General features: G+C 47.9%; 12 protein-coding genes. 8 read left to right on the top strand and 4 right to left on the bottom strand.

The features are described 5' to 3' along the window. Window positions 1-43 precede the first annotated feature (43 nt). The 8 genes from A37S_RS0105305 to A37S_RS0105270 all read left to right on the top strand — a co-directional run bounded on the left by A37S_RS0105305 (window position 44) and on the right by A37S_RS0105270 (window position 16087). Window positions 44-1045 carry a sugar kinase gene (locus A37S_RS0105305; RefSeq protein ID WP_028296080.1) on the top strand — a complete coding sequence of 334 codons (1002 nt, stop codon included), beginning with the start codon at window positions 44-46 and terminating at the stop codon, window positions 1043-1045. Window positions 1046-1051: 6 nt separating this feature from the next. Beyond that, window positions 1052-1708, top strand: a complete 657-nt coding sequence (locus tag A37S_RS0105300; RefSeq protein ID WP_028296079.1) for a beta/alpha barrel domain-containing protein — start codon at window positions 1052-1054, stop codon at window positions 1706-1708. Between the two features lie 277 nt (window positions 1709-1985). Continuing rightward, window positions 1986-5963 carry a hybrid sensor histidine kinase/response regulator transcription factor gene (locus A37S_RS0105295; protein ID WP_211229724.1) on the top strand — a complete coding sequence of 1326 codons (3978 nt, stop codon included), beginning with the start codon at window positions 1986-1988 and terminating at the stop codon, window positions 5961-5963. A gap of 105 nt (window positions 5964-6068) precedes the next feature. Further along, a complete protein-coding gene (locus A37S_RS0105290; RefSeq protein WP_028296077.1) occupies window positions 6069-9026 on the top strand; it encodes a SusC/RagA family TonB-linked outer membrane protein in 2958 nt (985 codons plus the stop codon). A gap of 51 nt (window positions 9027-9077) precedes the next feature. Next, a complete protein-coding gene (locus A37S_RS0105285) occupies window positions 9078-10691 on the top strand; it encodes a RagB/SusD family nutrient uptake outer membrane protein (protein ID WP_028296076.1) in 1614 nt (537 codons plus the stop codon). Between the two features lie 47 nt (window positions 10692-10738). Continuing rightward, on the top strand, window positions 10739-12568 hold the full coding sequence (locus A37S_RS0105280) for a glycoside hydrolase family 2 protein (RefSeq protein WP_036601352.1): 1830 nt from the start codon (window positions 10739-10741) through the stop codon (window positions 12566-12568). Between the two features lie 27 nt (window positions 12569-12595). Further along, window positions 12596-13666 carry an endo-1,4-beta-xylanase gene (locus A37S_RS23700; RefSeq protein WP_051292746.1) on the top strand — a complete coding sequence of 357 codons (1071 nt, stop codon included), beginning with the start codon at window positions 12596-12598 and terminating at the stop codon, window positions 13664-13666. Window positions 13667-13678: 12 nt separating this feature from the next. Then, window positions 13679-16087, top strand: coding sequence for a glycoside hydrolase family 3 N-terminal domain-containing protein (locus A37S_RS0105270; protein WP_028296074.1), 2409 nt, complete (start codon window positions 13679-13681; stop codon window positions 16085-16087). A gap of 14 nt (window positions 16088-16101) precedes the next feature. Here A37S_RS0105270 and A37S_RS0105265 read toward each other — a convergent pair whose 3' ends face one another. Genes A37S_RS0105265 through A37S_RS27015 form a run of 4 tightly spaced genes read right to left on the bottom strand, consistent with a single transcriptional unit; the run spans window position 16102 to window position 22721 of the window. Further along, a complete protein-coding gene (locus tag A37S_RS0105265; protein WP_028296073.1) occupies window positions 16102-17205 on the bottom strand; it encodes a glycoside hydrolase family 88/105 protein in 1104 nt (367 codons plus the stop codon). 42 nt (window positions 17206-17247) lie between these two features. Further along, window positions 17248-19266 carry a RagB/SusD family nutrient uptake outer membrane protein gene (locus A37S_RS0105260; protein WP_028296072.1) on the bottom strand — a complete coding sequence of 673 codons (2019 nt, stop codon included), beginning with the start codon at window positions 19264-19266 and terminating at the stop codon, window positions 17248-17250. A 19-nt stretch (window positions 19267-19285) separates the two neighbouring features. Next, window positions 19286-22531 carry a SusC/RagA family TonB-linked outer membrane protein gene (locus tag A37S_RS0105255; protein ID WP_028296071.1) on the bottom strand — a complete coding sequence of 1082 codons (3246 nt, stop codon included), beginning with the start codon at window positions 22529-22531 and terminating at the stop codon, window positions 19286-19288. Window positions 22532-22580: 49 nt separating this feature from the next. Then, window positions 22581-22721, bottom strand: coding sequence for a hypothetical protein (locus tag A37S_RS27015; RefSeq protein WP_157278430.1), 141 nt, complete (start codon window positions 22719-22721; stop codon window positions 22581-22583). Window positions 22722-23014 lie beyond the last annotated feature (293 nt).

The raw sequence follows: 23014 nt of genomic DNA, 5'->3' as shown, positions 1-23014 counted from the left end.
ATCCGAAATTTGCTTATTTTCGTCAAAACTTTTATGACCTGCTATGCAAGCTACCGCCAACGATTCGATCGCTGTTTTTGGAGAACTACTCCTAAGGGCTAGCTCCCAAAGTACCGATTGGATCAATCGACCCAATGCCGTATCATTTTATACCGGTGGTTCTGAGGCCAATGTGGCCGCCACGCTTGGCCAATTGAGCCTGCCCTGCAAATATATCTCCAGCATACCGGACAATCAATTGGCACAGGAGGCCTTACATCATCTCGAACGACTTGGTGTAGATACTTCTGCCACGACAATTCAGGGCGACCGGCTAGGGCTTTATTTCCTACTATCGGCCAATGGGCTAAGCAAAGGCGAAGTAGTCTATGACCGCAAATATTCTTCCTTCTATCAGATGAAACCCGGTACCATCAACTGGGAGGAGAAACTGAAAGGGTGCACCTGGTTCCATTGGACGGCTATCAGTCCGGCATTGAGCGCTGATATCGCAATGGTGTGTCTGGAAGCCTTACAAGCCGCAAAAAAATTAGGTCTGACCATTTCGGTAGACCTCAACTACCGCAATAGGCTATGGAACTATGGCAAAGCAGCTCATGAGGTCATGCCCGAATTGGTCAGCTACTGCGATGTGGTCATGGGCAACATATGGGCCTCTAACGTGATGCTGGGTACCGACATAGATGCTTCCCTGCACCGGCATACCGAGCAAGAGGTGTACATAGCCCACGCCAATGCCACCGCAAGGGAGTTGCTCGCCCGATTCGACCATTGCAAACACATCGCCTTTACTTATCGGTTCATGGATAGTCCACAACATAATTTATTATATGGTACATACCACACGGCCGAGGGCAATTACGTCTCTGCCATACACGAAACGCAGCACGTAGTAGACCGAATAGGCAGTGGTGATGCCTTCATGGGAGGGCTCATCTATGCCTTGGTAAACCAGATGGAACCGCAACGGGTAATAGAAGTGGCCACTTCGGCAGGATTCAACAAGTTGTTCGTCGTTGGCGATTTCGGCGACGGAAAAATATAAAAGCGCATGAAAACATTAGACGCAGCATTACAGCATATCTTAACATACCCCATCCTCCCCGTATTTTATCATGATGATGCATCCATTTGCCTGGAGACGATCAAGGCCTGCTATGCAGGTGGCATCAGGGTATTTGAATTTGTCAACAGAGGAGCGAAGGCAAAAGACAACTTTGCCCACCTTGTCCAACAACGAGATGAGCATTTCCCGGAAATGCTACTGGGCATTGGAACCATCAAAAGCAAAGAAGAAGCGGAGAATTTCCTCACATTGGGCGCTGATTTTATCGTCAGTCCCATTACTGATGCCAAAATAGCACAAGTGACCATCCAAAAGGATATTCTATGGATACCGGGCTGTATGACGCCCACGGAAATCAGCATAGCTGAGAAGACAGGAGCACCATTGGCCAAGCTCTTTCCCGGAAACCTATTGGGCACGGATTTCCTGAAAGCCATCAAACCTTTGTTTCCCCATATGCGATTTATGCCCACCGGAGGCGTCAGTCCTACTGCCGAAAGCATCGACGCGTGGTTTGATGCGGGCGTAAGTGCCGTTGGCATGGGGTCAAAACTATTTGAAAAGCCCGCAGATGCCGAAGGCTATCAATGGCTGGTAGACAAAGCGAAGGCCTTGACAAATATAGTATATAAAAAGGCCTAAGGGGCCTTTACGCCAAAACCAGCGACAGTTCTGGAAGCTTGGAGCTTCCGGTGTCAGCAAGGCGATAAATTGAATACACCCGACAAACTTTGAAAACCCCATCGATATACGTAACTTTATCAAAAGTTAGCTTTTGCAGACTAGGCGAAGACCAATTATATTTAATAAGGCTAGTGTTCTGGCAGTAAATTTCTTCCACATGAGGTGGTTTATCCGAAAATGCTTGTTGTTCCTATGTTTAGTGGGAAATACCCAACACCTTTGGGCAAACGACTCTTTGGTCAGATTTATCCACATCAATTCTAGCAAAGGACTGGCTCAAAGTCCCGTTACGGCTATGCTGCAAGATCATAGGGGTTTTGTGTGGGTAGGTAACTGGAAGGGCCTAAGCCGGTATGACGGCTATGAATTCAAGCATTTCCTGTATAACGAACAGCAAGAGTACGGCATTAGCAATGGCCGTATCAATGTCATTTTTGAAGACAGCAAAAAAAGGCTGTGGGTAGGCACGGCCAATGGCCTCAATCTATATGACAGCCAAAAGGAGCAATTCAGTTATTTTGGTGCCTATACGCTCAAAGGTGGCCTCAACTACATTTCCAATATCGTAGAAGATGCCGATGGACAGATATGGGTGGCTACTTTTGGCGGACTCTGCAAAGTGGACCTGGAGCAAAAAAAACTACACATTACCGCCTATTATGGACAGGTCGTCCACTCCTTGCTGCCACTGCCCAATAGTACCTTATGGGTGGGCACGCAGCATGGCGCTCGGTTGTACCATATCAAACAAAAAAAGGAGCTCCCACTGCCGCAGGCAATGACCACTCATGCCGTATTCAACAAATCCAAAATTCTGATCATAAAAAAGGATACGAAGGGTCGCGTTTGGTTTGGCTCAGAAGAGTCTGGAGTGTTCCTCTATGATCCGCCAAAGGAGCAACTCACGCACTATGCATTCACCTCGCTCCCTTCCAACTGGATTAAAGGCATATTACCCAGGCAAAATGGGCAGGTCTGGATTGCTACACGCAACGGCCTAAGTGCTTTTGACCCCCAACAACAACGATTCAAGACTTACACCCATAAGGTAGACGATCCTTACTCACTGGCAGACAACAGCGTCTGGAGCCTCATGGAAGACAACCAACAGCGTATTTGGGCAGGCACGTTTAGTGGAAAACTAAGTATATATAGTCCCATCAATGCCAATTTCACCAACATGGGACAAAGTCCAACGCCCAATAAGGGTTTAAGCAATACTGTGGCACACTACTTGGTGGCTGAATCGCCCGATATCATATGGATAGGAACATTTGGCGGTGGCGTGAATCGTTGGGATAGGTCCAATAACAAAATCACGCACTTCAACCTAAACAGCGACCCCGCCGATCAAGCCAGCAACCATATCAAGAGCATGGCTATGGATGCCGAAAACAAGTTATGGATAGGCACATTGAAAGGACTATACAGCTTCCATGTCAAAACCTTCCAAAAGCAGTACCATCCACTGACTGGCAAGGAGGGCAAGCTAAGCGCAAGCCTTATCAACACCATTTTCATACAGGGTAAAACCATTTGGGCTGGCTCCAATGGCGGTGGTATTTATCAGATCGTTCCCAATGAAGGGCATACGCTGTACAGTCAGGACGGAACAGATGGCGCGCTCAGCGACAACTTTGTCAATGCGATACTTCCCGATGGCGATAGCGGCTTATGGATAGGAACACAAATGGGGTTGAACTACCTGGATATAACGAAAAAAAAGATAACCAAGATTTTCACAAAGGATACCAAGCCTCACAACCTAAGCAACCACGACATCCTTTGCCTATTCAGGGATAGCCAAGAACGCATTTGGGTGGGTACGGAGAGAGGTTCCCTGTTCTACTTTGATGAAGCGAAAGGCCATTTTCACCAGATAGGAGAGGAATTGGGCCTCACGGACAACGTAGTACGCAATATACTGGAAGACAAGCAAAAAAACCTATGGATCAGCACTGATAACGGTATTTTTAAGGTCGCATTCCATCGTTTTGTTCCCCCGTTCAAAAAAGAGGATTTAAGCATCACACATTATACTTCCAATCAGGGACTACCGGGCAACATGTTCATGTCCAATTCCGGTCTGGTACTACCCGACAATAGCGTACTCTTTGGCAGTATGGATGGGCTCACCAGTTTCTCTCCCCAGCACCTTTATATAGATAGTCTAGCGCCGAAAATGGCGTTTACCGATTTCCTCGTCAAAAATTTGCCCCTAGCTATAGAAAATGGCGAACAGGGTACCCTAAAACAATCGATCACAGAAAGTAACACCATCGAGCTGCAGCACGATCAGGGCTTTTTCAGCATAAAATATGCAGCGCTCAACTATATCAATGCAGAAAATAATAGCTACGCCTATAGACTGGAAGGGTTACATGATGATACATGGCACTATGTGGGCAATCAACGCATAGCCAATTATACCAATCTCAACCCAGGCAAATACACCTTCTATGTGAAGGCGGCAAACAGCGACGGATTTTGGAACCAACCTTTGAAGTTGCATATCGTCATCCATCCACCCATATGGGCTACTTGGTGGGCCTATATGCTATATGCTATAGTCGTTCTGTTCATAGTGACGTCCATTCTCTTATTCATCCGAAGTAAAGAGCTGTTGAAACGAGACCTGTACCATGAACAATTGAAGATGGATTTCTTCACAAAAATCTCCCATGAAATACGAACGCCGGTTACGCTCATCACCGCTCCACTGGAAAGGCTTATGAGCAAAGAACGCGACAATGCGCCGTTGCTGCTCCAGCTCAGCCAAATCAAGGCACAGGGAGATAGGCTAAAAAAACTGGTAACGGAGCTATTGGATTTCAGGAAAATAGAAAGTGGAAACCTCCAATTGTACTTCACCCATAGCAATGCGGTCAGATTGGTCAATAACATTTTTGATGAGTTTGTCCATGTGGCCGAGCAAAAGCAGATCACCTATCATTTTGAACACGCACTGGAAAATGACAGCATCTATATCGATGCGGACCAAATGGAAAAAGTCATTATCAATCTACTATCCAATGCCTTCAAATTCACGCCCGACAAAGGGGCTATCACCGTATCGGTAGCCAATGCCAGTCCAGCCGAGCAACAAAATGGAATCAGCATAGCTATCAAAAACACCGGGCCCGAAATACCCAAGGCTTACCACCAACGTATTTTCGACCCTTTCGTCCAGGTAAAAGATCATTCAGACTATCGCGGGGGAACAGGTATCGGTCTAGCACTAGCCAAGCAAATAGTGGAAAAACACGGGGGACAAATCAGCTTAAATAGTTCAAATGGATCCACGACCTTTTTAGTCTTTCTACCCATCAATGCCCATCAATCCCTCAATGAACGGAATGTACTCCCAGCAAATATAGCCCTATCGCTTATCGACAAGACGGTGATTGTACCGGAAAAGACTACTACTAACCATAGTACAACGGAAAGACCCTACCGTATACTCATTGTGGAAGATAACGACTATATGGGAGGTCTTTTACTGGAGATTTTTTCCGAAAGCTATCAGGTAGCCCTTTGCAAGGACGGCGATGAGGCGTGGGAAAATATACTAGAGACATTTCCAGATCTCATCATCAGCGATGTCATGATGCCCAAGGTATCGGGTATCGAGCTATGCCAACAGGTGAAACAAGATGAACGAACCAATCATATCCCAATCATCTTACTTACGGCAAGAGCCGCCGAAGAACATCAAATAGAAGGGGTGGCCTATGGCGCAGACCATTATATCACCAAACCGTTCAACCCACAATTGCTGGAATTACACGTTCACAACACCATCGCTGCCAAGAGAACGCTCAGGGAGAAGTTTGCCAAAATCATCACCTTACAACCCCACGACATAGAGATTACTTCTCCACAAGAGCAATTGCTCAGTAAGTTGATGGACAAAATACAGGAAAACATGGAGAACCCTCAGTTTGGGGTTCCCGAACTGGCAGACGCCATAGGCATAAGCAAAACCGTGCTCTACAGCAAGGTGCAGGCAATCACCCAGCTCTCGGTGGCCAATTTCGTCAAATCCGTTCGTCTGCAGAGGGCGGCAATAATGCTCAAGGAAAGTGAAATGAACATTTCGGAAATAGCTTTTGCCATTGGGTTCACCGACCGCAAATATTTCAGCAAGGAATTCAAAAAGCAATTCAACCTCACTCCATCGGAGTACCAAAATCAGCAGATAAGTGCGATATAATTAAGTATTTCGGTCGATATTACCCCCAAATACGGTCAAAATACTCCCCCTTGAAAGCAAATTAAGCCTCACATTTGCTTCAACCCATTTAACCATTTTAAAATTATGATGTTCAAAAACAGACCCAGTTTATGGGGCATAGCGCTCCTGTTTCTATTAGCTCTCCATCACGCTGCGGCCTATGCACAAATCCCCGTAAAAGGAACGGTAAAGGATAGTGATGGAAATACCCTGCCCGGTGTAAGCGTCACCTTAAAAGGCACTAACGTGAAGACCAGTACCAATACAGAAGGCGTATTTCAATTAGATGTGCCCAATGCCGAAGCCACACTCGTGTTTTCCTATGTCGGATTCAGAACCTACGAGACGCAGGTAGCTGGTCGACAGCAAATAGAGATAACCCTTTCCCCAGATCAAACCAGCTTGGACGAAGTAGTAGTGGTGGGATACGGTACACAACGAAGAACTGACGTTACTGGGGCCGTTGCCTCTTTCAGCGCCGAAAGGCTACAGATCCAAGAGATGCCCCAGACCACTATCACCCAATCGCTCCAAGGCAGGATTCCGGGACTGTCTATCACCACCACGTCCTCCAATGCGGAAGGCAACAGCAACAACATACAGGTGCGTGGGCGCAATTCCATCACGGCGGGCAATGCGCCCTTGATCGTATTGGACGGCATCCCTTACTCCGATCAATTGTCGGAAATCAATCCGAACGACATCGCATCCATTGAAGTTTTGAAAGATGCTTCTTCGGCAGCTATCTACGGCTCTCGTGGTGCCAATGGCGTCATCCTGGTAACCACCAAGAAGGGTAACACCGGCAAGGCAACAATTGCCTATAACGGCTTTTATGGTATAGATGAGATTGCGCATCTGCCCGATATGATGGACGCCACCACATTCTACGAAACCAAGGTGGGCCGATATGGCGAAGGATCACTAACGAGAACAGAGATCGAATCGCACGAGCAAGGCATCAATACGGATTGGGTAGACCTCGCCACGCAGGTAGGCCAGCGTCAACAGCACAATATATCCGTCTCCGGAGGCAGCGAAGAAACCAGGTACTTTATATCTGGAGCTTTCAACAATACCAAGGGCATTGCCATCAATGACGAGTTCAAGCGTACTAACCTGAGGGTGAATCTCGACACCAAGATCAGACCTTGGCTGACCATCGGTACCAACACCCAGTTTGGGATGACCACACGAGATAAGATGTCGGCCAGCTTTTCGGGTGCCTTCGACATGAACCCCATGGCCCTGCCCTATGAGGATGATGGCGTCACAAGAAGGATATTCCCTTGGGTAGAAGATGCCTTTTTTTCCAACCCACTTCAGGGGCTTGATGTTTTACAAGAAGATGCCACGCGTTCCATTATATCCAACAACTTTCTGCAGGTAGACATCCCATATGTCCCCGGCCTATCCTACAAACTCAACACGGGATATACCTATCGGTACAGGGCCGTGGAGACCTACTATGGCAGGAATACAAGAAACGGGTTACAACAAGGTGGCGTATCCGAAATAGACAATTGGGCCAATGAAGATTGGCTCATAGAAAACATCGTCAATTACGACCGCACATTTGGCGACCACCACCTCTCCCTTACGGGACTCTATAGTGCCCAACAAAGGGTCAACAAAAATCACGACCTGGATGCCAATGGCTTCCCCAGTGATATCATGACCAATTACCAGAATATCCTTGCCACCGTTTGGCTGCCATCCGATCAGTACAATGAAATGAAGTACATCTCCCAAATGGCCAGGCTGAACTACAGCTATTTGGGCAAATACCTGTTGACCCTTACCGCTCGTAGGGACGGCTATTCCGCTTTTGGCGACCTGACCAAATTCGGTATATTCCCTTCCGTAGCCGTAGGCTGGAACATAGATCAAGAAAACTTCATATCGGATGTGGCATGGATCAATGCGTTGAAATTGCGTTTGTCCTATGGCAAAAACGGCAATCAGGCCATCAACCCATACTCCACCCTACCCAACTTGGCCACTCAGCCCTACCTCACTACGGACAAGCAGACTGCCATTGGCTTTTATCCCAATAGCTTGGGAGATCCCTCATTGGGCTGGGAAACGACCAATCAAGCCAATTTCGGACTGGACTTTGCCATACTGAACAATAGATTGACCGGAACGGTCGATTACTATATCGCCAATACACACGACCTATTGCTCAGCAAACTTATTTCCCCTGTCAACGGTGTTCGCAGCATTACCCAGAATATTGGACAGACCAGAAACACGGGCATAGACTTTGTCATTTCCGGTACGCCCATCAGCAATGACAATTTCAGCTGGACCACGGATTTTAACCTGACGCATTACCGGAACAAGATAGTCGATGTGGGACTATACGATGCAAACGGCAATCCCGTGGATGACCTGGGCAATCGGTGGTTCATCGGCCAACCCATCAGCGTCAACTTCAGCTACATCTTTGATGGCATATGGCAACAGGGTGACGACATCACCAACTCCGCCCAACCCGATGCAAGGCCTGGTGACGTCAGGGTAAGGGACGTAAACCAGGACGGCACCATCAGTCCGGACGACCGGCAAATCATAGGTTCTACCGTTCCTTCATTTGCCGCAGGCTGGAATAACACGTTTAAGTATAAAAATTTCACCCTTAGCTTGATGTTGCGTACGGTACAAGGTGTCACCAAATTTAACGAGATGATGAATACCTTCTTTGACGGACGCACAAGGACACTCAACAGGAATTTTTGGACACCCGAAAACCCACACAATGAATTTCCCGCCAATAGGGATGACAACAACCCTTTTGGCGTTATCTACTTTGGCAAGCAAAACGATGCCAGCTTCATCCGGCTCAATGAAGTCGCCTTTGCTTACCGGTTTCCTTCATCATTCTTGGAGAGGGCCAAGATGAGCAATCTAGAATTGTTTGTAAACGCCAAGAACTTGGCTACCGTCACCTCGTGGGTCGGTCTCGATCCCGAGCTGAATGACCAAAGGGCCATTCCATTGACTAGGACCTATTTATTGGGATTACGTTTCGGATTTTAACTACTTGAGATAATGAACCCAGTATCTGACTACAAAAAAACATTAGAGTATATGAAAACTAAAATATATATCACATTAATGGCCGCCAGTTTACTATGGACTGGATGCAACGAACACGACTTTCTAAAAGAAAGACCTAGAGATGCTATCTATGCAGAAAATCTATTCGTAGACTACAATGGCTTTCGCATGGCCGTCAATGCCCTTTTGGATTTTCCCAGGCAAGAGCGGGCAGATATGATTCAATCGGCAGAAATAGGTTGCGTGTGGAAAATAGGCGTGGACAATGGTTGGGCCAATACCGAACTGTCATGGACAAGAGGACTCAGCAGGTATTCGGTAGACCTCAACTCGGAGATGCAACTCATCAGCCGCGACACCGAAGGTAGAGATGGTATTTTCCTCATTTTGTATCGTGCCATCAGCTCGGCCAACATGATCGTCACGCGTTCGGAAAATCCAGATGTAGACTGGCAAGGGGGCAATGACGAGGAAAGCCTCTACAACAAAAATCTAATATTAGCCCATGCCAGACTCATTAGGGCTTGGGCTTACAGGCACCTGGCCTATACTTTTGGGGCAGTACCGCTCAGCACGGAGGAGATCAATGGTTTGAATTACCGAAACGACTGGGACCGCAACTCCGTAGAAGAAGTGCAAAACCAAATTATTGAGGACCTCTCTTTCGCTGCCGAACACCTACCAGAAAGTTCTACAGACGTACTGGTGCTCCCCAGGGTAGTGGCCCAACATTACCTGACGGACATTTACTTATGGAGAAATGAGCTGGAAAATGCTGAAAGGGAAGCGGAGAAAGTTATCAACAACAGCAACTATGCCCTCATCACATCACGCTATGGCGTTAACAGCAACCAGCCCGGAGTAGCCTTCATGGATCAGTTTCACCAAGGCAATGTGCTGCCTTCGCAAGGCAATACAGAAGCACTTTGGGTATTTCCCAACTCGGACATCATTGACTTCATAGGTGCAAGGGCCAATTCTATGCGTCGCTCATGGACGGTCAACTACAGTGCCTATGCGCCGTACACGCCAGAAAACGGCGGAAGAGGCATCGGTCGGCTGGGCATTACCGCCTGGGGGCTGAGCATCTACGAGGATCAAGACGATCGCTTTAGCGAATATAGCATCCGAAAAAGCTTTACGGGCTATAATGGCGAAAGCATCCCAACAGAGATGGCCCCATCTCAAATGAACATCAACAACAACCGGTGGGCGGGAACCAGAAAATGGGACTGGACCTATACGGATCCGTCGCTATGGAATGCCACACACTCATTCAACGACCAGCCTTACCTACGCCTAGCCGATACCTACCTGCTATTGGCCGAGGTAAAAATGAAACTGGGCAAAATGGAAGAAGCCGCCCATTGGATAAACCAGGTGCGCCAGCGTTCGAACGCCACGCCAATCACCGCTAGCGAGGTCACCTTGGATTTCATACTGGACGAGCGCTCACGCGAGCTCATTACCGAAGAGCATAGACGTGAAACGCTCGTAAGGACGGGCACCTTGGTAGAACGTGCCAGAAGGTACAATCCCATAGCGATAAACATTCAGGACTTCCATGTCCTATTGCCCATCCCCCGTTATGTCATAGATGCCAATACGGGTAAACCGATGGCACAAAATCCAGGGTACAACTAGTGAAAAAAGTAAAAAGCAAGGCATAACAACACCAACAACACTTATATATGACAAGCGCAAACAGGTATATGGCATGTTGCATCGTGATTTGGTTCATGATGCAGCATGTATATGCACAGACAAAGCTGATACAGCACATTAAGGCCAGAACACACCTCTCGCTCAATGGAAGGTGGAATTATATCATCGATCCCTATGAGATGGGTTTCTATGATTACCGCCGCGAGCCATTTGAAAATTCGGCATCGGGCACAGGGGGCTTCTATGATAACAAAAAAGCCGTAGACAATGAGCTCGTAGAATACGATTTCGACCTGTCCCCTACACTGAATGTTCCTGCCGACTGGAATTCGCAGTCGGACCAATTGACATTTTATGAAGGAACAATATGGTATCGCAATAAGTTCAACGCCTCTCCTCAAGCGGGGAAAAAATACCTGCTCTACTTTGGCGCGGCCAACTATGAGGCCCATGTGTACCTCAACGGAAAGAAAGTGGGGATGCATAAGGGAGGCTTCACCCCTTTCCACTTCGATGTGACGGATAAACTACAAGAAGGTGAGAATTTCGTAGTAGTGAAAGTGGACAACACCAGAAAGAAAGATGAAATACCCACCATCAATACAGACTGGTGGAACTATGGCGGGCTTACGCGCGATGTCCTCTTGGCGGAACTGCCCAGTTCCTATATCCAAGACTATAAAATCCAACTGGCCAAGGACGACCCGCAATGGATAGAAGGCTATGTGCAAATGAGCGATAGCACGAGCAACCAATCTATCGAAATCAATATAACCGATGCCGGCATCAAAACTAGCCTAAAGACCGATGCCCATGGTCGGGTCAACTTTCGTTGGCCGGCGAAAAAACTAACGCTCTGGAGTCCTGAAAACCCGCACTTATATGACGTCACCCTCATCGCACATGGTGAGGAGCTACAAGACCGCATTGGTTTTCGTACCATAGCCGTGCAGGGACATGATATCCTTCTTAATGGCAAATCGATCTTTTTCAGGGGCATTTCCATACATGACGAGAATCCCTTGATACCAGGCAGGCTACGAGGTGAAGGTGATATGCGCATGATGCTGCAATGGGCCAAAGAACTCGGCTGCAACTATGTGCGCTTGGCCCACTACCCGCATAACGAGTCCATGTTGCGCTTGGCCGATGAAATGGGGCTGCTCGTATGGGCAGAAGTACCTGTCTATTGGACTATTTCTTGGACCAATCCCCAGACCTTTCAAAATGCGTCGCAGCAATTGGGTGACCTTATCACAAGGGACAAGAACAGGGCCAGTGTCGCCGTATGGTCCATAGGCAATGAGACGCCATTGAGCGACGAGCGACTCGATTTCATGACCAAGTTGGCCAAGCAGGTTCGTCAACAGGATAGTACCAGACTTGTAGCCGCTGCACTAGAAGTGCACCGAGAGGGGAAAACGGTGATCGTAAACGACGTGTTGGCCAATGCACTGGATTTGGCTAGCTTCAACGAATATGGCGGCTGGTACTGGGGAGGCGATCCTTCAGAGCTAGCTTCCTACAGCTTTGATATTGCCTTTGACAAGCCCGTGGTCATCACCGAATTCGGCGGTGACGCCCTAGGAGGTTTCCATGCAGATGAGCATACGCGCTGGTCGGAAGAGTACCAAGAAGCACTCTATAAACATCAATTGGCAATGCTCCAAAAGATCGACAAGCTTCGTGGGATGACACCCTGGATATTGACCGACTTTCGATCGCCTAGACGTCAACATCCCCATTTCCAAGATTTCTGGAACAGAAAAGGATTGCTATCCGAAACTGGCAAGAAGAAAAAAGCTTTCTACGTGCTACAAGATTTCTATCGGCAGGTGAAGACAAAATATGAATAGAACTACTAACCCCTAAAAAACCTTGACATGAAAATTTTCACTTCGTTCATCATCGGCCTATTGGTTTTTGACTGCAACAAGCAGCCCATTGCCGATAATAACCCCGAGCCAGAAGAAGAGCAGACAGCGGATACCAGCCTCCGCAACCTTTCTCCTTTCCCTTTTGGGGCTGCAGTAAACATAAATCTATTGAAAAACAGACCAGCCTACCGCAATTTGGTCATTGAGGAATTCAATAGCGTGACGGCAGAAAATGCCATGAAAATACGTTTCATACACCCGCAGCAAAACACCTATGATTGGGCCGATGCCGATTACCTGGTCGATTTTGCCGAAGAGCACGACATGAGGGTGCATGGGCACAATCTCGTTTGGCACCAGAACCTGCCCGACTGGATTACCAGCTTTCAGGGCGACTCGGCCGCTTGGGAAAACATCATGAAAACGCATATCCAGACCGTTGTTACCCGCTACAAGGGCAGAGTAGCATCTTGGGATGTCGTCAATGAAGCACTGGACAATGACGGGCATGGTCTTAGAGAATCTCTTTGGCTTAGCAACCTTGGACCCGACTACATTGCGCGCGCCTTTGAATATGCGCATGAGGCCGACCCAGATGCCTTACTTTTCTACAACGATTATGGCAATGAATTTGGCCCCACCAAACGCAATGCCATCGTAGATCTGGTAACGGGACTCAAAAACAGGAACATACCCATCCACGGCATCGGCATGCAAATGCATACGCGATTCAACCGCGAAGACAACTTTCACGAAGCAGCCATCACCAGCGCGGCAGCCACTGGATTGATGGTACACATCTCCGAACTGGACATTGCCGTCAACCCAAACAACGACCCCAACCTGACTTATACTCCCGCCATACAAAGTCAGCAGGCGCAAAAATATTTTCATATAGCGCGCACATTTCACAACATTGCCGACACCTTACGCCATGGCATCACCACATGGAACGTGTCGGATGCCGATACTTGGATTACCGGTCGCTATGAACGGCCCGACTGGCCATTACCTTTTGACGAAAACTATCAGAGAAAGACGGCCTATTATCGTATATTAGAAGCCGTAAATCCCTAACAGAAAATCTTCATGAAAGTCCATATTAGCATTTGCCTGATAGTCCTGCTTTGGCTTGATTTTGTTCCCTCGTTTGCCCAACAGAAATCGATCTACCACAAGGGGTGGATAGATTTCAACAAAAATGGCCAAAAGGATATTTATGAAGACCCAGATGCTCCCATTGCCAAAAGGGTAGCAGACCTCTTAGCGCAAATGAACATCGAGGAAAAGACTGCACAGTTGGTCACCCTGTACGGATATGGACGCGTACTGAAAGACGAAATGCCTACTGCGAGCTGGAAACAGGCCATTTGGAAAGACGGCATAGCCAATATAGATGAGCACCTCAACAGCCTGCGAAATCATCCCACTGCAAAGACCGAATATTCATACCCCTATAGTAAGCATGCAGAGGCCATCAATACCACGCAACGTTGGTTCATCGAAGAGACACGATTGGGCATTCCCGTCGATTTTACCAATGAAGGAATACATGGGCTTTGCCACGACAGAGCCACTCCGCTCCCAGCCCCTATAGGACTGGGAAGCACTTGGAATAAGCAGCTCATTCGCCAAGCTGGAGAAACGGTAGGTCGAGAAGCAAAGGCATTGGGATATACCAATGTCTATGCGCCTATACTCGACCCTGCCCGTGACCAACGCTGGGGACGAGTAGTGGAATGCTATGGGGAGGATCCCTTCCTTATAGCGGAAATGGGCAAACAAATGGTATTAGGCATCCAAAGTCAGGGAGTAGCTTCTACCTTGAAACATTTTGCAGCCTACAGTATGCCCAAGGGAGGACGCGATGGCCATGCCAGGACGGATCCGCATATCGCTCCCAGGGAATTGCACCAGATACACCTCTATCCCTTTAGGCGCGTAGTACAGGAAGCCAAACCCCTCGGCGTGATGAGCAGTTACAACGATTGGGATGGCGTACCTGTTTCGGGCAGCTATTATTTCCTTACCGAACTTCTTCGCCAGCAATATGGCTTTGATGGATATGTCGTATCCGATAGTGAAGCCGTGGAATACCTGTTTTCCAAGCACCATGTGGCTGCCGATTACAAAGAGGCGGTGAAACAAGTGCTGGAAGCTGGCCTCAACGTACGCACCAATTTCACCGAACCCGAAGAGTTCGTGAATCCGTTACGTGAACTAATTGAAGAAGGGAAAATTGCGCAGAAGACCATAGACCAACGCGTAGCCGAGGTACTGAGCGTCAAGTTCCGGTTGGGCCTTTTTGACCACCCTTTTATCGAAAATCCCAAGGAAAGCGACAAGCTTGTACATACAAAGGCAGATCAAGACCTTTCCATGCAGCTCAACAGGGAATCGATGGTATTGCTGAAAAACGAGGGGCAACTCCTGCCGCTCGCACTTGGGGTGCACAAAAACATCTTGGTCACCGGCCCACTGGCTACGGAAACCAACTATGCCATTAGCAGATACGGGCCTTCCAACCACGAGGTCACTACCGTACTAGACGGCATCAAGCAGTACGTGGGAGGTAAAGGCACGGTATCTTATGCCAAAGGATGCGATATCGTGGATGCTACATGGCCAGAGAGCGAGATCATCCCTACTCCCTTGACCAAGGAGGAACAGCAAGACATCGAAAAAGCCGTTGAAGCGGCCAAACAATCGGATATCATCATCGCTGTAGTGGGCGAGGATGAACGCCGGGTGGGCGAAAGCTTATCGCGCACGGGACTCAATCTACCTGGTAGGCAATTGAACTTATTACAGGCCTTGCAGGCCACGGGCAAGCCCATCGTGATGGTACTCATCAATGGCCAACCACTGACCATCAATTGGGAAAACCGGTATATTCCCGCCATACTGGAAGCTTGGTTTCCTGGTCCGCAATCGGGTCAGGTCATTGCCGAAACGCTTTTTGGAGATAACAACCCAGGAGGCAGGCTCTCCGTCACTTTCCCCAAAACTACGGGACAATTGGAACTCAATTTCCCCTTTAAACCAGCCTCTCATGCCGGACAACCGGGCGATGGCCCGAACGGTTATGGCCATACCAGTGTGTACGGTGCACTGTATCCATTTGGTTACGGTCTCAGCTACACGCAGTTTTCCTACAGCGACCTGCATATTACGCCAGACAAGGCCTTTGGAACGGAAAACATAGCCGTATCTTGCAAAATCACCAATACGGGCAAATACGCGGGAGACGAAGTCGTACAATTGTATGTCAAAGACCTGGTGAGTTCCGTCACCACCTACGAATCTGTTTTGAGGGGCTTTGAACGTGTTCACCTCCTGCCCAGGGAAAGCAAAGAGGTACATTTCACCTTGCAACCAGACGATCTGGCCATATTGGACAAGAACATGAACTGGACGGTGGAACCCGACCAGTTCAAGATCCTAGTAGGAAGTTCATCAGAAGACCTACGGCTAGAGGGTATGCTGGAAATCAAATAAAAGCAACGCCCGTGTTATTTTGCAAGCAGGGCGGCAGCGCACCAAAGGTATGGTGCCTGCCCATGAAGATCTCCCGGATTGCGTGGACGGTCGTGGTAGTGCTGCTTATCGTTCTTTTTGCCAGTCCCAATGCAGACTTCTGTCACGTTGTTGCGAGAGTCGATGTACGGAATCATCGCCAACCAGGCTTTGCGAGCTGCTGGAGCATATTCTGTGACATCCAGCCATCCTTCTTGCACGCCAACGATAAAAGCATAAGCAAACATGGCTGTTCCTGATGTTTCCGCCCAAAAGCTCGGCTCATCGATCAACTGGTTCCACATGCCACTCGGTTGCTGATAATCTTTCAGGCTATTCATCATTTTCAAGTAACCTTCCCTAATACGTGGACGGTCTTTGTGGTCTTCGGGCAGTAAACGCAACAGATTGGGCATGCCTACCGCCATCCAGCCGTCTCCCCGTCCCCAATAGTATGGAACATCTGGCGCATGGTAGAAAAGCCCGTTCGGACGTTGCAACTCATCCAGATAGAGCACCATTTCTTTTGCCGCCCTATCAATATATCTACAGTCTCCAGTCACTTTATATGCCTCGCCCTGCACTACGGTAATCATGTACATATCGTCAATCCACAAGCGTGTCTGCCAGGAAAAGCCCTTGTCAGCCCAGGCTTTTTCTTCGGCCTTGGCATTCTGCGGCACTTCCCATTGTGTATCGGCATATTCCAACCCCATTTTTTTGTAGCGTTCGTCTTTTGTCACTTGGTACAGTTTCAGGGCGAGGCTCCCAAACATATTGTAGTCCACATGGTTCATAGGAGGCAACAAGGCACGCTCATATGTAAAAAACGGCTCGAACTTATCCTGCAGAAGCTTGATAAGCTTGCGGTCATTGGTCTTCACGGCATAGTCCAAAGCACCGATCCAGGTACATACCTCGGCATAATGTATATATTGACCAGCATAGAGATCATGCCTGCCATTCACAAAGTGATAAGCGATAAGTTTACCAACTTCCCCTGGCACATATCCCTTTGGGAAGTCTGTCAATTCTTTATGCTGGGCAAACAGGAGCCGAACAGGAAAAAGGAATAATAAGATGACTGCTTTCTTACACATAATTACATTTTTTTAATTTAAATCACTCTTTACACTCGAACTTCAATCTGATGCGCTACTCTCATCTGCCACGGCATCTTCCCAATTATCCCATTTGGGCGTAGTGGGATCATAGCCATCATAGCCATAGTTTTGGCTGAGCCGTCCTCTCATGTTAGCGGTAATTGCCGAGTTTGGAATAGGCCAGTACATATTCTTTTTGTCCATGGTGTAGTTGGGGTTGCTATTGCCGGGAGCGTCTATCTGAATAGGCCCTTTGTTATACATGCTGTAGTGTACAATACGTTGATACCAATAGCTTCCACCAGCGGCATCTGTGCCGCTTTGCTTGTCAAAGTTGGCCAAGTTGTACGTATTGCCCCATTCGTCGGGTCTACCACTACGGGCCAGGCACAACGATACGCGTTTTAGCTCCACATTGCGCCATTCTTCCCAATACAATTCGCGTGCACGTTCGTTCATAATGTCACCGATGGTAACGGCGCCTTCATATAATTGGCTGCATTGTGCCCGCTGCCTCACGGCATTTAGGTCATCCTTAATAGTAGGGTCACCAGGGTTTATATAGTATTTGGCTTCTGCCCTTAGGAGGTATGCTTCCGCTAAACGGTAAAGATACCAGTCCGCATGGCCTCCATTTGTGGCTCCACGGTGTCCGTCAGACCCGACGATATTTGCTTCAGCGACAGGATCATCCAAAAAGAATTTGTAATGGGGCACGTCAAACCAGCGGCGAATGGTATCACTGCACAACAGGGTACCATTGTCGGGATTGAAAAGCGTGAGGGGTTCGCCAAATTCCGTTGATGCCCTATTATTTACCCGGTAGTCTTCCATGCGTATCCAGTTGCCCGTTTCGGAGCTATGGCGCAGGTCGGTTTCGTCCAAAACGCCGTTAACATACCAAAGACCGGTCATGTGAAAGCGCGTGGGGCGAAAAGTCGCAATACCGCGTCCGAAAGCCCGCATGTAGTCGTATTGTGGGTTGTAGTCCGCCGTATTGCGTCTGATATTTAGCAGGGCCTGTCTACCATCCTTAGCCTGTAACCTATTGTCGAAAACAAAGGGATACAAAATACGCATGGTCAGCATTTTAACGAATGACTCCGCCTCGGCTCCGCGATTGGGCATACCCATGATGAGTTCCCTATTTGCTGCGATCAGCTTGTTTTCGGAGCGGTGCATGTCCCAGATCACGTTGCGGGTGATGGGCCAGGTCTGCGGCTCGCCACCATCATTAAATGTGCCGAAAGTATTTTCCATGAGGGCGTATCCAGACTGATCGATCAGGATATCGGTTTGCTCCTTGGCTTTGGCGTACTCTCCAATGGCCAAATAACATTTTGCCAGCAACATCCGGCAAGCACCCTTATTGACCATACCGATTACGCCAATCTGACTCTGATTGGGCACCCACTCTACTGCGAATTCCATATCTTGGGTTATCATTTGCAGAATGGCATCGCGCTCGGTGGTGCGGTAGTTTTGCTTAGGCACCTCCAATAATTTAGTCACAAGCGGGACATCGCCGTATTGGAATACCAAGGCGAGGTATCTAAAAGCACGGTGAAAGTAAGCCCTACCTTTAAACATATTTTTCGTGGCTTCGTCCAATTCCTCTACATCGTCTACATAATGAAGAACGGTATTGGCATACATGACACCTTTGTATGTTTCGTCCCAAAAATACCATAGGCTATTGGTTCTATCCAAGTTGTTTTGGGGACCACTATCATCACTGGTAGGTGTAAGCATATTGGCCACATCGGCGAGCATGTTGCGCTTGTCAGTCGCTGCGGCTACCATCAGCTCGGAAAAGATATATTCCGTACCCAAGGAGAGCATTTCATTGTGGTCTGTCATCCAATACAATTTGAGGTGACGGTCACAAATGGCCAGGGCGGCCTCCAGACCAGATTTGGTATTAAACGTGGTATTGGGTTCGTAGAACGATAGCGGATCGGGGTTCAGAAAATCCCGCGAACAGCCGCTTCCCAATAAGGTGCCCCCCATAAGTAGGGCAAATAATATACGAGTTAATTGTTGTGTTATCTTCTTCATCTCTATCGTTTTTAATCGACTAAAAAGTTAAATTCAAACCCATGGTAAAGGTGCGTGATGCCCACGAGCCAGTTTCGGGATCACCATATATCCATTCCTGCGCCCAAGTGGCCGTGTTACGTACGGCAGCAAACACTTTGACCTGACTTAGATTGTACATGGATGTCCATCGCCGAGGCAGGGTATATCCTGCGGAAATATTATCCAGCCGAATGAAAGAACGGTTATACAATTTTTGGGCTCCAGCAGCGCCAATAGGCCCCGAAGCCTCGATACGTCCGAATTTATCGGTCGGGTTATCGGGAGTCCAATATTCCTTTGCCGGTAGATTGGCCAATGCGTATTGCATACGTCCGCCATCGTCATCGTTGTTCAGGTAATTACCCGATAAGCTTTTATGCCCCATATAGGAGTAAATCTGGAAGGAGAAGGTCAGGTCTTTCCATAGGACAAACTCGTTGCGCAAAGACCAATGATAGGGCGCGACCGTTTCGCCCAGAAATTCTTTATCCCGATCATTGTAGACATGCGTTACAGAGCCATCTGCATTGACCACGTCGTCTGCCGTATAATTGTTGGCTACCTTGGGATCGCCGGGTTTTTGACCGTACCTTGCCGCTTCTTCGATCTCATCTGTCTGCCAGATTCCAGTAACTCGGTAATTCCAGATGGTATTGATCGATTGACCTATAAACCAGCCATTTGTAAGATCGTCTCTTTCTCTACGACCGGTCACATTCCCGTCCGCATCCACAATGTCTTCGTAGTCAAAGTACAAGTGTTTGATTCGGTTCCTATTGTATGAAAATCCAACGATGGTAGACCACCGGAAATTTTCCTTTTCCACATTAAGTGTATTTAGCGCAACTTCTATCCCGCTGTTATCCACACGCCCTAGATTGGTGGTTATCGAACTGAATCCCGAGAAGCCCGGCAAACGTTGACCCATGATCATATCGTGAGTCTTCATATTGTAATATTCGAGCGTACCGGATATGCGGTCGTTGAGGAAGCCGAAATCCAATCCAAAATTCCAAGCAGCGGTTTTTTCCCACTGCAGGTTCGGATTAGCCAATCGGTCCATCATCAGATAGCGATATTGCAGCATCTGGCCAGAGGCATCAATGTAGCCTTGCATCCTTCCCGCTCCGCGATAGAGGTTGGCAAGCGCCAAATAAGGTGACCCCAGGGAGCGGTTACCGTTTCGACCGTAGGATACACGTAATTTACCGGAACTCATGACATGATTCCAATTTTTAAAGAAACCTTCGTTGGAGAAAGTCCATGCAGCTCCTAGAGATGGAAATGTAGCGTAGGGATTAGATGCCCCAAAGGCCGAATAGCCGTCCCTCCGGATGGTTCCTGTCAGCATGTAGCGCTCATCGTAGTTGTAGAACAAACGTGCCATAAGGGCATCGGCTGTTTGATTCGTATCGTCACTGGAATAGTTACTTTCCTCTTTATTGCCAAAACCTACGCCATGAAAACCCAAGGCATCTGAAGGTAGGATATTTCGCGCTTCGATACGCTCTTGCCAGGACCGCAGTTGCTCGGCTTCCTGTACCAGCGTCACGTTGAAACGATGCTTCTCTGCAAACGTGTGATCCCAAGTAACGGTATTGTTCAATGACCAGTCAAAACGTTTGGCCTGCTCGCGGTTGGCTCCGCGGGTTTTGGGATCAGATCCCGGTAAATCTGCCGACATGAAATAGCGATCGTAGAAAAATTGATAGCGAGGCGACGCGTTAAAGGAGTAGGTGATATTGAAAGGCAACTTGACCTTCGCCTGCAAGATCGTGTTGAATATCGTGTAACCTTTGTCTAATTCCAAAAATTGCCTTTGAAAATCGTAGTTGTAGCCTCTTTGGCTAAATTCGGAGCTCAATGGAAATTGTATGGGATTGCCCATCCCATCGTCATAGTCGGCATAGGGACTGTTGCGCATCATCTGATCCATATCGATGTCTACATTGCCATCAGAACGGTCCTGGAAATTGACATTGGCCCCGATTTCGAACCAGTCGGTAACGTTGGAGTTCACCTTCATATTGGCGCGTACCGCCCGGTAGTTATCGCTTACAACAGTACCTTCGTTTTTCAGGTAGCCCATGGAGAAATAGTAGTTCGTGCGCTCGCTTGCACCGCTGACACTGGCATTATAGTCTTGATCCAGTCCCGTTCGAAAGGTGCGATCGGTCCAATCCTCTACTTTACCGTTGAGAAAATTTTGCAGGGCATTACCCGTAAAACCTAACCGCCTTGCCCAAATGCTTAAATCGGACTCCCCCGTTTCATTGGTGCTGTATGCGCGCCAACTATCGAGCGAGATGTTTGCCGGTAACTGATCGGGTCGCATAAAAAAGCCTGGTTGATTGGCAAACACACCAGTCTGGTAAGCCTCGTATGCACCAGTTTCTGGATTGACACCATAGGTGTTCTTAGTCAGCCAATCCACACGGTGTTGCATATATTCATCCGTGTTCCACCTTCTGCGAAAATCAGCTGGACCGGTAGCGCCCAAATTGGCCGTCATATTGACAACCGGCTTGCCCGGTTTACCCCGTTTGGTCGAAATAATAATCACGCCATTGGCAGCTCTCGACCCATAAACGGCTGCGGCAGAAGCATCTTTCAATACGTCGATCTGATCGATGTCGTCGGGGTTGATCTCGGATAGCTCCCCATAAAAGAACATACCATCCAGAACGATCAATGGGCTATTATGATTACCATCTGTATATACGGAACGCTGTCCGCGTATCTGCAAAGTCCCACCTCCTTTTGCCGACGAATTAAAGCCAACATTCAGGCCCGGCGTTCCCCGCAAAATGTCCTGTACGGTTCGTGGATTTTCGTTTGCTATTCTGTCCGGGCGGACTTGGATGACGGAACCAGTAAGATCTTTTTTCTGCATGGTACCGTAGCCAACTACTACCACTTCATCCAAGCCCTGAATATCCACTTCTAGTGTAACATTGATGGATGTTCGGTTTTGTACCTGAACCTCCTGTGTGCTGTATCCCGTAGATGAGAATATCAGGGTAGCAGAGCCATCGGACACCTCAATCGTGTAGATACCGTCGCCATTTGTGGTAGTCCCCGAATTAGCCCCCTTGATCGTTACGCTTACCCCAGCAAGCGGGCTTCCTTGTTCGGTGCTGACCGTTCCTGAAATCCTCACTCCTTGGGCTTGTGCCCACGAAGCGTCTGCAATCATCAGGCTTGCCAGGGCCAAGGCAAAAGCTTGTATAAGTTTGTTCATCATGAATTTTGATTTATTGGTAAAAAAACAAGGTTTTAATTTGTACTTCGGTTTATATTAATAAGGCCTTCATGGGCACTTCTCCACAGGAATAATTTACTAATATGCTGTGGACAGGTTGTTTCAAGATGGCACACAAAGCCACACGCTGTGCAGATTTCCTGTTTTGCACGGCGGTATCGATCCTATTCATTTAATCAATTGGGCTTTTTAGCTTATAATTGGTGAAGAGGACAATTGCCTCAATGCTATGAAAAAGCGAATTGGTGAGAATAGATTACACCATAAAGTAAAATAAAACAATCTGTTGTTCCGTCTATCTTATGTCATCGTCATACTCCTTTCTTGCGTCATGTCCATATGTGTCTTTGATGTTCTAAAAGAATGTGCCGTTCCAATTAACGAATGGTTAGTACTGCTCAAAATTCAATAGCCGATAACGAAACGGCGACACCATATTTTTTTTATTATTAGCTCTTAATAATT

Source organism: Olivibacter sitiensis DSM 17696 (assembly GCF_000427965.1).
GTDB classification, from domain to species: domain Bacteria; phylum Bacteroidota; class Bacteroidia; order Sphingobacteriales; family Sphingobacteriaceae; genus Olivibacter; species Olivibacter sitiensis.
Note: the sequence above shows the minus strand (reverse complement) of the source record. Positions and strands in the feature narration are given on the sequence as shown.